This is a genomic window from Marinifilum sp. N1E240, from assembly GCF_009295825.1.
Lineage (GTDB): Bacteria > Bacteroidota > Bacteroidia > Bacteroidales > Marinifilaceae > Marinifilum_A > Marinifilum_A sediminis.
Genome location: NZ_WHKF01000004.1, coordinates 351,806 through 365,809, shown reverse-complemented (window position 1 = coordinate 365,809; position 14,004 = coordinate 351,806). Strand labels below are relative to the sequence as shown.

Here is a 14,004-nt window from a genome sequence, read left to right as displayed (position 1 = left end):
ATACAGATTTTTATAAAAACAAAGGTGTGTAAAATCTCAATTTTACACACCTTTTTAATTCTTTATCTAATTTGGTTTTACTTTTCGCCAACCAAACCTCTTCCAACTTTTTTAACGCTTCCGTTATCTTTAAGCTCTTTTACCAACTTATCCAAAATACCATTGATAAAATTACTACTGTTTGAAGTACTGTAAAACTTAGCAATTTCAAGATATTCGTTAAAACTAACTTTAACAGGTACACTTGGGAATTCCTTAATTTCAGTAAGTGCCAATTCCATAATCAGGATATCCATATAAGCAATTCGCTCCAAATCCCAATTCTTTGTATTCTTTTGAATCAACTCTATATGATCGGTATGATTCACTACAGCTTTGCGGAATAAATCTCTCACATACACTTCATCTTCTTTATCTTTAAACAAAGACATGATTGCAACATCCTGGTCATCTGTTTCTTTAAAAGATTTAACCGTTTTTAGCACCATACTAATGATGAACTCTATTTCATCATTCCAGTAGATACTTTTCTCTTCCATTAAAGAATAAAAATCTTCATCAGTAGCTAATAAGCTTAAAAAGAATTTTTCAACAAACTTCTTATCTTCCTGAAACGAATTCTGATCAGAATTCATATAATTAATATACAACTCAGAGTTGATCAACTTATCAAATAAAACTTTAATGTAATCTTCCTGATCATCCCAACTTATAGTATTAGAACTTGCATAAGCTTTCAACTGAATATTTTCAGCCAATTGCTTGATTACTTTATTATCGATAAATTTTGTGTTAGGGTTTAAATCTTCCTGAGTAGGAATAATTTTCTCTCTAGCGGTATCAATTTTCCTTTCGGCAACAAATGCCAACTCAACAATCAGCAGAAGTAAATAGTGGTACAAATCATATGCTTTTCCAATACTGAAAAACAATTCTTTCTCTGCTTTTGCAATTGTGCGATCCTGATTTTTATAATACGCATACAACAATTGCAATACTTTCACTCGAAGTAATCTTCTACTAATCATATCCTTAAAGAACTTTACAAATTAATTATTGTGGCTGCAAATTTAGGCTTTTTTTATTTGCCTGCAAGGCTTACGCTTAATTTCCGCATAATTAAAGTAAAAAAAAACAACTTTGCTTTACATATTACAACACAATCAATATCAAAGACATCCTTATGAAAAGGTTTGCATACTGATTTTAAATAACCCAATTTCATGCAATAAAACTCTTATTCATAACAAATAGTACGTATATTTTTTTATTTTTGAAGGCAAGAAAACAAAATAAATAAAAATTTATTTGAAATGGAAGGTTACGACAAAAAAGAAGGATTTGGAAAAAATAATCGCGATGAAATATTCTCAAACGCGGTAAGGGCGGGAAAAAGAACTTACTTCTTTGATGTAAAAGCAACAAGGAAAAACGACTATTACTTAACAATTACAGAAAGCAAAAAACGTTATGACAAGGAAGGCAACTTTTCATACGAAAAACACAAAATATTTTTATATAAAGAAGATTTTGAAAAATTCTCCAACGGATTAATGGATGCTATCGATTTTATACAAGCATCAAATAATGAAACCCCAAAAGAATTTCAGGAAGAATTTGTAGCCACTGAGCATCAAGAATCCACATCAGAACTAATTGAAGGACTCGAAACAGAAACATTTTCCAATGTTGAATTTGAAGACTTATCGGAATAATTCCAATATATTTTAATATAGAGAAAGCTGCTATTCTAGCAGCTTTTTTTGTTTCTATTAATTTCGTGCATAAAATCAGTAAAAACTATTATTTTTGCATACTGACATATTTTTATTCAGTCTAAAATAACGAACACCTGTCCGCTTCAAAATTTATTTTTTACTTGCAAAATACCTAGATGTTGGGATTGCAATTAAAGTAGAATTCTTATACGTTTGATTATTATTTTTAAGAGGTAATTCGGCAATAGGAAGTGATGGAAGAATTGGTGAATGAACGAATACTTTGAGTCAATTAATAATTTTCAATTAATTGATAAAACGGAAACAAACAAAGAATGAAACTTTCTGAATTAACAGATAATCAAGAAGGAATAATTATAAAAGTACTGGGGCACGGCGCCTTCCGAAAACGAATTACAGAAATGGGATTTGTCAAAGGAAAAATGGTAACCGTAATTAAAAATGCTCCTTTAAAAGATCCCGTTGAATACGAAATCATGGGATATCAAGTATCTTTAAGAAGAAGCGAAGCCTCATTAATTGAGGTGATTACCAAAGAAGAAGCTAAAAACATTAAATTTTCAGACTTTGAAGGAACAATTAACGACGAAATATTAAAAACTTCTGCTAAAGAAAAAGGCAAAAAAATTAACATTGCCTTGGTAGGAAATCCTAATGCTGGAAAAACAACACTATTTAATTTTGCCTCAGGATCGAAAGAACATGTTGGAAATTATAGTGGTGTTACTGTAGATTCTAAACAAGCTAAAGTAAAACAAAACGGTTATCAATTCGATGTAACAGATTTACCAGGGACCTATTCCTTAACTGCATATACACCAGAAGAATTATTCGTTCGAAAGTACATTCTTGGAGAAAAGCCCGATGTAGTAGTCAATGTTATTGATGCTTCAAATCTTGAGCGAAACCTTTATCTAACAACTCAGCTAATCGACATGGACATTAAGGTGGTTATTGCCTTAAACATGTACGACGAATTGGAGAAGAAAGGAGCTAGATTCAACTACAAGGCTCTTTCAAAAATGCTCGGGATTCCTATTGTTCCAACAATTAGTTCAAAGGGTAAAGGTATTAAAGATCTCTTCAATAAAATCATCGAGGTTTACGAAGATAAAGATCCAGTAGTACGACACATCCACATCAACTACGGTGTACATGTAGAAAATGCAATTTCTAAAATTCAGGGGAAAATTAAACAGGATAGGAAACTTTGCTCCAAAGCTTCTCCCCGATTTATCTCCATTAAATTATTAGAAGCTGACGATAGTGCAAGATTTTTGGTTAAAGAAAGCGACAAACATTTCGAAATTAAAGAAGAAGCAAAGAAACAGATTTCCAAAATTGAGAATGAATTTGATGAAATTTGCGAAACTGTTATTACGGACGCGAAATATGGTTTTATTGACGGTGCTTTAAAGGAAACTTATAAAGAAAGTCCGGTAAAAAGGCGAAGGAAAACAACAATAATAGACACATTTATAACCCATAAATTATTCGGTTTTCCGATTTTCTTTGTTTTCATGTTTCTTACCTTTTATGCCACTTTCAATCTGGGCGAATATCCAATGAACTGGATTGATACCGGCGTTTCAGCTTTAGGTGGTTTAATTGAAAGCTGGATGTCACCTGGTCCACTTAAAGATTTATTGGTAGATGGAATAATTGGTGGTGTAGGTGGAGTTATCGTATTCTTGCCCAACATCCTAATACTATTCTTCTTTATCTCCTTTATGGAAGATACTGGATATATGGCAAGAGCAGCATTTATCATGGATAAATTAATGCACAAAATAGGTTTACACGGTAAATCATTCATTCCATTAATCATGGGATTTGGGTGCAATGTTCCTGCTCTAATGGCTACGCGAACTCTTGAAAACAAGAATGATCGCATCTTAACCATGCTCATAACACCATTTATGTCGTGCAGTGCGCGATTACCGGTATATATTCTTATTATTGGGACATTTTTTCCCACCAATGCCAGCTTTATTTTATTTGGCATTTACATGCTGGGAATACTATTAGCCATTGTGTTTGCCAAGGTTTTTAAAGCCAGTTTCTTTAAATCAAAGGAGGCTCCATTTGTAATGGAACTCCCTCCCTATCGAATTCCTACTTTAAAAACCACAGTTCGTCACATGTGGAATAAAGGATTTCAGTATCTAAAGAAAATGGGTGGCGTTATATTGGTGGCATCGGTTATTATTTGGGCATTAGGATACTTCCCAAGAGATGTGGAATATACCAAGGATTACAATCATTTAATCAATGAGGTAAACCAAAATTACAACAAAATTGTTGCAAACTCTACATCAACAACAGAATTGGATATTAATAAATTGAACACGACTAAGAACGCAAAAATTGCTGACTTTCATAATTCGATGCTAGAAGAACAGCAACAAGGATCTTACATTGGACAAATTGGACAATTCTTTTCCCCAGTTATGCACCCATTAGGTTTCGATTGGAAAATGACTGTTAGTATTCTTACAGGTATTGCAGCGAAAGAAGTTGTTGTTAGTACTATGGGCGTACTTTATCAGGAAGGAGAAGGAGCAGATGAATCGAGTGATGGACTTAGAAACAAGCTTAGAGAACAGAAATTTACTGGATCACACAAAACAGGTCAGTACGTTTTCACCTCTCTGTCGGCATTGTCCTTTCTTATTTTTATCTTGATTTATTTCCCATGTGTAGCTGTAGTGGTTACAATTATTAAAGAATCGAACTGGAAATGGGCTACTTTTGTTGTATTTTATACCACTGGATTAGCATGGCTAGTTTCGTTTATAGTATATCAAGTTGGTAATTTAATAATGTAAAAATGGACATTCAACTCATACTAACATATCTAATTGTTGCATATGCAGTAGGCTATGTAATTTATCAGTTTGTAAAATTGTTTCAGAGTCAGAATTCAAACTGTGGAGGAAGCTGTAGTGGCTGTGATTTTAAAACTGAACTTAAACGAAGAGGCATAAAAACGGATATCCAAATCAAAGACAGAAACTTTACATATCTTAAAAACTAATTAAAATCAATTTGCCTATTTTTAAAAAGAAACAGCGAATTATAAAATACATAACACAAAAAAAAGGACAACGAATGTTGTCCTTTTTTTATATCATTAATTAAAACAGTTTAAGCTCCTAAAGTCGCAACCATTACTGCCTTAATTGTGTGTAAGCGGTTTTCAGCTTCATCAAATACAATTGATGCTGGAGATTCGAATACATCTTCTGTAACCTCAACTCCGTCCATTCCGAATTTCTGGTAAACTTCCTCACCAACTTTTGTTTCTCTGTTGTGATAAGCAGGAAGACAGTGCATAAATTTGCAAGCTGCATTACCTGTCATCGCCATAGTTTCTTTATTGATCTGGAATGGCTTCAAGATTTCAATTCTCTCTTTCCATACCTCATCTGGCTCACCCATTGATACCCAAACGTCAGTATATAGGAAATCACATCCTTTAACACCTTCTTCTGTGTTATCAGTAACTGTAACCTTAGCTCCAGTTTCTTTAGCGATCTCAAGACACTCTGCTACCAATTCCTCTTCTGGCTGAAGATTTTTAGGGCCAACGATTCTAACATCCATTCCCATTTTTGCAGCACCAACCATTAAAGAGTTAGCCATATTGTTTCTTGCATCACCTAAGTAAGCAAAAGAAACCTGACTTAACGGCTTATCAGTGTGCTCCATCATGGTTAAGAAGTCAGCTAAAATCTGAGTTGGGTGATACTCATCCGTTAAACCATTCCAAACTGGCACACCTGCGTGCTTAGCCAATTCTTCAACAACAGTTTGACCGAAACCACGGTACTCAATTCCATCATACATACGACCTAATACACGAGCAGTATCAGCCATTGACTCTTTCACACCAATTTGAGATCCTGAAGGACCTAAATATGTTACGTGAGCTCCCTGGTCATAAGCAGCAGTTTCGAAAGCGCAACGAGTACGAGTAGAAGATTTTTCGAAAATCAATGCAATATTCTTCCCTTTCATCGTTTGAACCTCAGTTCCTGCGTATTTTGCTCTTTTCAAATCTCTTGCAAGATCTAACATGTACTGAATTTCCTTTGGAGTGAAATCCAACAACTTTAAAAAATTTCTGTTTTTAAGATTGAAAGCCATTGTTTATTTTTTTAATAGATTACAAACACAAAAGTAATTGTTATCCGATATTTATAATAATATTCAATATAGAATTAATAAAATTTATTAATCCTCGTATTCCATTGTAATTTTAGTTCCGAACGCCTTATCTTCCAACTTAGTAGCTTCTGTAATTACAGATTTACCACCTCCGTTTTCAATAAAACTTAGGCAAGCACGGATTTTTGGAGCCATACTTCCTTCTGCAAAAGTCCCTTCAGCCATCAAATCCATCGTATCTGCATGATTCAAAAATTCTAATTTCTTCTCATTAGGTCCTTTGAAATCCTTATATACAAAAGGAACATCTGTTAAGATATAAAACTCATCTGCTTTAATTCTTGCTCCAATCAATGCAGAAGCCAAATCTTTGTCGATAACTGCTTCAACCGGACAAATATTTCCCTCTTTATTAATAGATACAGGAACACCACCACCACCAACAGTGATAACAATATTACCTTGACGAGCCAAATTTTCAATTACTTTCTCATTCATAACACGAATTGGCTTTGGCGAAGGTACTACTCTTCTCCAACCACCGTCAGCTTTAACTTCTTCTTTAAAGATCCATCCCTTTTCTGCTTTCAATCCGTCAGCTTGCTCTTTGGTGTAAATTTTACCAACACGCTTTACAGGATTTGCAAATGCAGGATCATTCTCATCAACCACAACTTGAGTCACCAAAGTCACAACATCTTTTTCGATGCCATTTGCTTTTAGCACATTACGCAAGTTTCTCTCAATCATATATCCAATTCCACCTTGAGAGTCAGCCACATCAATATCCAATGGCATTTGTGGAATATTATACAATTGTTCACCAGCATCGTTTCTCATTAAGATATTACCTACCTGTGGTCCATTACCATGAGCAATAATAACATCGTATCCTTCTTTGATTAAGAAAATAAGATTTTCTAAAGTATCAGTAGTATTCTTATTTTGTTCCTCTACAGTACCTTTTTGATTGCCTCGAAGTAAAGCATTACCTCCTAAAGCTACAACTGCTAATTTATTCATTACTTTTCGCTTTATGTTTTTCTTGTTAGTTCTGCAAAACTAAAAAAATTAATTTCAAAACAAACAATTTTCAGAATTTTTAAATCCTTTTTCATTCGCTGTTTTTCAGCATATTACAACCTTTTTCTTTTTACTGTTTACCATCTTTTTCTATAAAAGCATGAATTTCAAAGCGAACCCAAGATAAAACTTCACTCGTTTGCATGTAGTCAATTAAACAATGCTGTTATGTTTATTTATAATGAAAGTCAAATTATAATCTCAAATTCCATTTAATCGTATTTTTAAACAAAATTGAACCTTCTCCGTAAAAAATAATCTATCGCTCTCTGAAAGAAGATTAGATTTCATCTTGTTTTCTTATCATTTTTCCTACTTTTAGGGAGGTTAAACCGTAATTTAAGATTAGATTTTGGTACTAACTATTTTCGAAACCTAATAAATGCTACTTATATGAAGCAGGGCCTTTTCATACTCATTTTAACTCTAATCATTTACGGTTGTAACGATAAATCTACTAAAAGTGATCGTACGGATGAAGGTGTAATAATTTACGATGTTAGTTATTACGATTCGGAAAAAGACAACCCTATAGTTGCACTTTTACCTAATAAAGTTGAACTGAGATTTAAAGACAACAACATCAGTCTTACATCCGAAGGTTATCTAGGTTTTTTTAGCACTAGGTTTGTTTCTATCTACGAAAATGAAAATAGCAATATTCTTTTAAAGGTTCTCAGTAATAAATTCAATTATGAATTTCCAAAAGATGAAGTTGCCTTTATTTACAATCAACTTCCACCAAGTAAAATAAAACTTACCGATTCTATTGTCCACATTGCAGGTTATGATTGCAAAGTTGCTACATTGTATTTTGAGGACAAGGATTTACCTATTATTAAAGTTTGTTATACAAATGAGATTGGTCTTGCCAAACCAAACCGTAACACACCACTTAATGAAATAGATGGTGTGTTATTACAATTCGAAACTACAATGAATCAGGTAAAAGCTAAGTTTACTGCTAAAACCGTTCATCTGGTGCAAATAGACGATAAAGAATTTACCATACCAGAAGATTACATAAAATCTGATTTGGAAACTTTAAAAAAGTACATCGTGAATTTCAATTGATTAAGTTTTTAAAAATAAATTTCTCTTTTTGCACAATAAAATTCCTGTGGATTTACAAGCCATTTTTATTACTTTTACATAAATTTCATGGTGGCGTAAGTCAAGCAAAACACTGAAAACAACTCGAATGGCAAAAAAGAGAGCATCAAATACAAAAAAAAGCAAAAAAAGATTCCGCAAACCCAAATTTCTTACCGATGAAAGAACTCTATTCTTAATTGGTATTTTTCTATCGTTGTTTACCATTTATATTGGTTTAGCATTCTCCTCATTCATTTTTACAGGTGGAGCTGATCAAAGTAAACTTGATATAAGATGGCTGGAACTTATAGGTAATTCTGAAATTCGTGTAGAAAATTGGACTGGAAAAACAGGTGCATTCTTGTCAAACTTATTCATCAACAAAGGATTTGGAATAGCATCATACTCCTTTCTATACTTAATGGTTATTTTATCTCTTCGTTCTTGGGGAGTAAGAATACAATCACTTAGAAAAACCTTACTTTATACTTTGCTTTTTAGCATTTGGTTTTCCGTAGGGATGGCATTTGTTTTTGTAGATTCTGCAAGCGACTCTTATTTGTTCCTTGGCGGATCTCACGGCTACTACATCAGTGAATGGCTAATTTCAATCATTGGAAATGTTGGTACTTTATTTCTTCTTATTCTTAGTATTTTATGCATTCTAACTTTTGGTTTTCAGAACACTGTCAGCTTCTTTAAAAAATTAGTTACGAAAAAAGAAAAACCAGATATCGATTCAGAAAATGAAACTGATGATTCTATTTTATCCGATGATTTAACCGAAATCGAAGAAATTAAAGAAAATTCCGCTGAACTGCAAATAGATGAAACTCCTCAATTCGAAAATGAAGTTATTCTCACTTCGGAACCTGAAGGTTTACCTGAATTGGAAGACGAACTACCTATTGATGAGAAAAATAAGTTAGAGGAAGATGATGTAGAATTAAAGATAGAAACGGTTCGCAAACAAGAAGAAACAGTAAAAATCAACCAAGTTCCAACGGAAGATTTCGACCCGACATTGGATCTTTCGAGATATAAATTTCCTACGATTGATCTACTAGAGGAACATCATGCCAATAATTCTGCGGTAAGCAAGGAAGAATTAGAAAGCAATAAAAATAAGATTGTTGAAACTCTCCGTCATTATAAAATTGAGATTGTACAAATTAAAGCTACAATTGGTCCAACTGTTACGCTCTATGAAATTGTACCTGCTCCTGGTGTACGAATTTCGAAGATTAAAAACCTTGAAGATGATATCGCCTTGAGCTTATCTGCATTGGGTATTCGTATTATTGCACCAATCCCTGGAAAAGGAACAATTGGTATCGAAGTTCCAAATCGAACTCCAGAAATTGTTTCGATGAAAAGCATTATCGCATCCAAGAAGTTTCAGGAAACAAAATATGCTCTTCCTGTTGCTATGGGAAGAACGATTTCCAACGAAACTTACACATTGGATCTTGCTAAAATGCCTCACCTTCTAGTTGCTGGTGCAACCGGACAAGGAAAATCTGTTGGTCTAAATGCGATCATCACTTCCCTACTCTACAAAAAGCATCCATCACAACTTAAGTTCGTTTTGATTGATCCAAAGAAAGTAGAGCTTAGTATTTATTCTACAATCGAAAAGCATTTTCTTGCCAAATTACCGGATGAAGAGGAACCTATCATTACTGATATTCACAAGGTAATTGCAACCTTAAATTCTTTATGTGTTGAGATGGATACCAGATACGATCTGTTGAAAAAAGCACATGCAAGAAATATTAAAGAGTACAACGAGAAATTCATAAAGAGAAAATTAAATCCGGAAAACGGACATCGATTTTTACCATATATTGTGGTAATTATTGATGAGTTTGCCGATTTAATTATGACTGCAGGTAAAGAAGTTGAGGCACCTATTGCCAGAATCGCCCAATTGGCTCGTGCCATTGGTATTCACATGATTATTGCTACACAACGACCATCTACCAATATTATTACTGGTGTAATTAAAGCAAACTTTCCTGCGCGTATTGCATTTAAAGTTGCTTCTATGATCGACTCAAGAACAATTCTAGATAGTCCGGGAGCCAATCAATTAATTGGTCGTGGTGATATGTTAATCTCGACAAACAGCGATGTGGTTCGTGTACAATGTGCATTTGTTGACACGCCAGAAGTTGAAGCCATTACAGATTTTATACAGGAACAGCAATCATATCCTTCAGCTTTAATGTTACCTGAATATGTTGGTGAATCCTCAGAAGTATCATCTGATGTTGATCTGCAAAAAAGAGATGCCTTGTTCGAAGAAGCTGCCAGACTTGTTGTTGGTTCACAACAGGGTTCAACATCAGGAATTCAGCGAAGATTTTCAATTGGTTACAATCGTGCTGGGAGAATTGTTGATCAACTTGAAGCTGCAGGTATCGTAGGACCTTTTGAAGGAAGTAAAGCACGTCAGGTTTTAGTTCAGGATGAATATTCACTTGAAAAATTACTAAGTGAAGTTTTGAACTAGTCGTGGCACAATAATTGATTAATATCTTTGCATAAATTATAAAATCACTAAAAAATGAAGAACATTTTTTGTTTCCTTTTAATTGGAATGTTAAGCTTGAGTGTTTCGGCTCAGGAAAATAAAGCAAAAACAATACTCGATAAGGTTTCTGCTAAAAACAAAGAGTATAAAAGTATAAAGGCTGAATTTTTATTCTCTATGGATAATGACGAAGAAGATGTTCACGAAATATCAGAAGGCAACATTATACTTAAGGGAAACAAATACCGCTTGAAGTTAATGGGCGTGGATACCTATTTCGATGGAACAACAATATACACACACATTATTGATGCTGAAGAAGTAAACATTAGCGAGCCAGATGAAGAAGATGAAGAAACCTTAAACCCAGCAAAAATATTTTCAATCTACGAATCAGGATTCACTTTTAAATATATAGATGTAGAAAAAAGTAACACCAAAACACTTCATGTAATTGATCTATTTCCTGTTGATACAGAGAAAGGCTTTTCACATATCCGATTAAAAATAGATGATAAAACCAACCAGATTAGCTCACTTAAATCGGTTGGAAAAGATGGTAGCGATATTAGCATTATTTTGAAAAAATTAACCCCTAACGTGGAATACACTGATACTGATTTCGTTTTTAACACCAAGTCTAATCCTGATGTTGAAATCAACGATATGAGATAATAAACTCTTATTAGATATATTGAATCCTCTGCCCTTCGGTAGAGGATTTTTTATTGCCCAAACATGATTTTACCATATTGATTAAAATAATATTGTTAGCATCCTGTCATGTTCAATAAAGGTATTTTATTTATCTTCGGTGAGTAAAAACAGTTAAATTATGAAGCTAAAATCATCTTTTATAAAAGCTCTATTCCTATCAATTGGAATACTGATTTGTATTTCAAACTCATTTGCCAAAGAGTTATCCAGCCAATCAGAAATAAGCGTTCTAACCTATTCTCCAGGTGAAGAGTTGTATTCTCTTTTTGGACATTCGGGAATTCGTATAAAAGATCCACAAAATAAACTCGACATTGTATTCAATTATGGAACTTTCGATTTTAATACTTCGAATTTCTATTTCAAGTTTGCCAGAGGAAAACTAAAATACAAATTAGAATATGGAGATTACATTAGGCTCAAACAAAGCTATATGTATGAGAAGAGAGGTATAATTGAACAAAAACTTAATCTGGATATTAACACCAAACGTAAATTATTTACTGCCTTAGTTGAAAATTACAAACCTGAAAATCGTTTTTATCATTACGATTTTTTGTTTGACAATTGCTCTACGCGAATTCGTGATATCATTGAAAATAACATTGACGGCGAAATAAAATATACCGAAATAAATTCGAAACCTAAGACATTTTGGAATCTGCTTGATCATTTTATGGAAAAAAGCAGATGGATACATTTAGGTATTCATTTGATATTAGGTAAACCCTGCGATGTTGAGGCTACACCATATGAATACATGTTTTTACCTGACAATATGATGTTTGCCTTCGAGGATGCAAAAATTGTTACTGGAGATAGCATAATACCATTGGTTTCATCAACTAGAAACGTACTTGAAGTTGGTGAAGTTTTTAAAACAACCGTTTGGTACAAATGCCCAGGTTTTGTTTTCGGTATAATCGCAATGTTAGGTTTATTTCTGAGTCTTATTTATTATCGCAAAAAGAAAAATTTATTTGCAATTGACCATCTGATATTTAGTTTAACAGGTTTCTTAGGTTGGATAATTGTATTTTTATGGTTCTTTACCGATCATCAGGCAACCGGACCAAATTTAAATATTCTATGGGCGCTACCAATTCATTTTCCTTTGGCAACTATTTTTCTAATAAAAAAAACAAAACTATCCTATTTATACTTTTTAGTAACATCAATTTTACTTTTATGCATTGTTGGTTTATGGTCGTTCATTCCTCAATCATTACCAAATGAAATTTTACCATTTGTGGTATTAGTTCTTATTCGCTCTTTGTATGTTTCTAAAAAGTTAAAACACCTCATTAAAGAATGAATACATTAGATATCAATCTAATTCGATTTGTAAAACACTTTAGAATAGGATCATTTGATACCGATTATAGTGGCAAAGTAAAAATGACTTCCATTTGCAATTACTTACAGGAAATTGCTGGAATGCATGCTGAAGCTCTTAATTGGGGAATTAATGATTTAATGAAACAAGATCTTTCCTGGGTCTTATCCAGATTAAAAATTAAAGTTTTTAAATATCCTCAATGGAAAGATAACTTAAGAATTGAAACCTGGCCTACTGGTATTGAAGGTCTATTCGGAAATCGTGAATTCAAGATAGTAAACGAAGAAGGCACTCTTTTGATGATTGCAAGTTCAAGTTGGCTAATAATTAATATCAAAAGCAAGAGACCAGTGCGTCCTCATGAGATAATTAAGAATGATGAATTTGAGAATGCAGAAAAACTCTTTGAGCAATCTATCTCAAAAATAAAACCAATAAAATTGGGAAAATTAAGAGAATCTATAAAAGTTCACTACAGTGATATTGACATCAATCAACATGTGAATAATGTGAAATATATCAAATGGATTATCGATTCGTGTCCAAAAGATGTTCTCTACAATAAAGAAATTGAGGAAATGGAACTTAATTTCCTGCATGAAGCAAAATTCGGAGACCAGCTTATCGTTAATGCACAATCAAAGTCTGAAAACGAAATGCAATTTTCCATTCAAAATCAAAAATCTAATATTGAAAATTGCAGAGCCATACTCAATTGGAAATAAATTAAACACTTATGAATACAGTAATTACTAGTTTAGAATCAGCTTTTTTTCACCTGATTTCTACATCCTCTTTCGACCTATTTTTAACCTTAGTTCTATTTGGTATTGTCTTTCATTTAAAAGAGTATAAAAACTACCTATCACTCTTTTTAGCTCTGTCAGTAGGCACGATAGTAGGATTCCTTTTAGCATCGTTAAATGTTACCAGCTTCTCCTATTCTACAATAAAATTAGGAGTTGCATTTGCTTTTATTGGAGTAGGAATTCATAATATGATCTCCAACTCACCAAATGCAAACGCTGTACGATACAATTTCTTTGCTCTTATTGGATTAATTCTTGGAACAAATATCGAATTGCATTACACAAAAATATTTGGTTCTGGATTTAAATTCTTAAGCTTTTCTGGTTACACGCTTGGAGCAATTGTAGCTTTTCTGCTTATCTCCTTTATCTCCTGCATTCTATCGTCACTTCTTTTAATGGTTTTTAAAACAGATCGAAAAAGCTTCAATTTAGCCATATCAGGCATAGGTGTAGGTATAGCAATTGTGTTAATCTATCTTAGATATTAAAAAAAAGCGAATCAAATTGATTCGC

Annotated in this window: 12 protein-coding genes; 9 read left to right on the top strand and 3 right to left on the bottom strand. The window is 33.0% G+C overall.

Annotated elements, in window-relative coordinates; all coding sequences use genetic code 11:
* Positions 1-77: 77 nt before the first annotated feature.
* Positions 78-1,028 carry a transcription antitermination protein NusB gene (locus GCQ56_RS12970; protein WP_152734902.1) on the bottom strand — a complete coding sequence of 317 codons (951 nt, stop codon included), beginning with the start codon at positions 1,026-1,028 and terminating at the stop codon, positions 78-80.
* Positions 1,029-1,313: 285 nt separating this feature from the next.
* Here GCQ56_RS12970 and GCQ56_RS12965 point away from each other — a divergent pair, with 285 nt between their 5' ends.
* The 3 genes from GCQ56_RS12965 (at position 1,314) to GCQ56_RS12955 (ending at position 4,776) form a co-directional block, all read left to right on the top strand.
* The gene (locus tag GCQ56_RS12965; protein ID WP_152734901.1) at positions 1,314-1,715 is read left to right on the top strand and encodes a DUF3276 family protein; all 402 of its coding nucleotides are present in this window, start codon (positions 1,314-1,316) and stop codon (positions 1,713-1,715) included.
* A gap of 338 nt (positions 1,716-2,053) precedes the next feature.
* Positions 2,054-4,567, top strand: a complete 2,514-nt coding sequence (gene feoB / locus GCQ56_RS12960; RefSeq protein ID WP_152734900.1) for a ferrous iron transport protein B — start codon at positions 2,054-2,056, stop codon at positions 4,565-4,567.
* 2 nt (positions 4,568-4,569) lie between these two features.
* Positions 4,570-4,776: a FeoB-associated Cys-rich membrane protein gene (locus tag GCQ56_RS12955; protein ID WP_152734899.1), complete on the top strand. Its 207-nt coding sequence runs from the start codon at positions 4,570-4,572 to the stop codon at positions 4,774-4,776.
* A gap of 110 nt (positions 4,777-4,886) precedes the next feature.
* On the opposite strand, the gene GCQ56_RS12950 is transcribed toward GCQ56_RS12955, so the two are convergent.
* Entirely contained in the window at positions 4,887-5,888 is a 1,002-nt protein-coding gene (locus GCQ56_RS12950; RefSeq protein WP_152734898.1) for an ornithine carbamoyltransferase, read from the bottom strand.
* 87 nt (positions 5,889-5,975) lie between these two features.
* Entirely contained in the window at positions 5,976-6,932 is a 957-nt protein-coding gene (locus GCQ56_RS12945; protein WP_152734897.1) for a carbamate kinase, read from the bottom strand.
* Positions 6,933-7,385: 453 nt separating this feature from the next.
* Between GCQ56_RS12945 and GCQ56_RS12940 the strand changes: the two genes are divergently transcribed.
* The 6 genes from GCQ56_RS12940 (at position 7,386) to GCQ56_RS12915 (ending at position 13,979) form a co-directional block, all read left to right on the top strand.
* Complete coding sequence (locus GCQ56_RS12940) at positions 7,386-8,066, top strand: hypothetical protein (protein WP_152734896.1); 681 nt, start codon at positions 7,386-7,388, stop codon at positions 8,064-8,066.
* Between the two features lie 127 nt (positions 8,067-8,193).
* Positions 8,194-10,602, top strand: coding sequence for a DNA translocase FtsK (locus tag GCQ56_RS12935; protein ID WP_152734895.1), 2,409 nt, complete (start codon positions 8,194-8,196; stop codon positions 10,600-10,602).
* A gap of 54 nt (positions 10,603-10,656) precedes the next feature.
* On the top strand, positions 10,657-11,298 hold the full coding sequence (locus tag GCQ56_RS12930) for an outer membrane lipoprotein carrier protein LolA (RefSeq protein WP_152734894.1): 642 nt from the start codon (positions 10,657-10,659) through the stop codon (positions 11,296-11,298).
* A 160-nt stretch (positions 11,299-11,458) separates the two neighbouring features.
* Positions 11,459-12,655: a DUF4105 domain-containing protein gene (locus tag GCQ56_RS12925; protein ID WP_152734893.1), complete on the top strand. Its 1,197-nt coding sequence runs from the start codon at positions 11,459-11,461 to the stop codon at positions 12,653-12,655.
* Positions 12,652-13,404, top strand: a complete 753-nt coding sequence (locus GCQ56_RS12920; RefSeq protein WP_152734892.1) for an acyl-[acyl-carrier-protein] thioesterase — start codon at positions 12,652-12,654, stop codon at positions 13,402-13,404. The genes GCQ56_RS12925 and GCQ56_RS12920 overlap by 4 nt, the downstream gene beginning before the upstream one ends.
* 11 nt (positions 13,405-13,415) lie before the next feature.
* Complete coding sequence (locus GCQ56_RS12915) at positions 13,416-13,979, top strand: hypothetical protein (protein WP_152734891.1); 564 nt, start codon at positions 13,416-13,418, stop codon at positions 13,977-13,979.
* Positions 13,980-14,004: the final 25 nt, after the last annotated feature.

Bases quoted from the DNA above. Each gene is read 5' to 3' on its own strand.
- GCQ56_RS12950 (WP_152734898.1), bottom strand. From the start codon at position 5,888: ATGGCTTTCAATCTTAAAAACAGAAATTTTTTAAAGTTGTTGGATTTC.
- GCQ56_RS12940 (WP_152734896.1), top strand. From the start codon at position 7,386: ATGAAGCAGGGCCTTTTCATACTCATTTTAACTCTAATCATTTACGGT.
- GCQ56_RS12965 (WP_152734901.1), top strand. From the start codon at position 1,314: ATGGAAGGTTACGACAAAAAAGAAGGATTTGGAAAAAATAATCGCGAT.
- GCQ56_RS12915 (WP_152734891.1), top strand. From the start codon at position 13,416: ATGAATACAGTAATTACTAGTTTAGAATCAGCTTTTTTTCACCTGATT.
- GCQ56_RS12925 (WP_152734893.1), top strand. From the start codon at position 11,459: ATGAAGCTAAAATCATCTTTTATAAAAGCTCTATTCCTATCAATTGGA.
- feoB (WP_152734900.1), top strand. From the start codon at position 2,054: ATGAAACTTTCTGAATTAACAGATAATCAAGAAGGAATAATTATAAAA.
- GCQ56_RS12930 (WP_152734894.1), top strand. From the start codon at position 10,657: ATGAAGAACATTTTTTGTTTCCTTTTAATTGGAATGTTAAGCTTGAGT.
- GCQ56_RS12955 (WP_152734899.1), top strand. From the start codon at position 4,570: ATGGACATTCAACTCATACTAACATATCTAATTGTTGCATATGCAGTA.
- GCQ56_RS12970 (WP_152734902.1), bottom strand. From the start codon at position 1,028: ATGATTAGTAGAAGATTACTTCGAGTGAAAGTATTGCAATTGTTGTAT.
- GCQ56_RS12945 (WP_152734897.1), bottom strand. From the start codon at position 6,932: ATGAATAAATTAGCAGTTGTAGCTTTAGGAGGTAATGCTTTACTTCGA.
- GCQ56_RS12920 (WP_152734892.1), top strand. From the start codon at position 12,652: ATGAATACATTAGATATCAATCTAATTCGATTTGTAAAACACTTTAGA.
- GCQ56_RS12935 (WP_152734895.1), top strand. From the start codon at position 8,194: ATGGCAAAAAAGAGAGCATCAAATACAAAAAAAAGCAAAAAAAGATTC.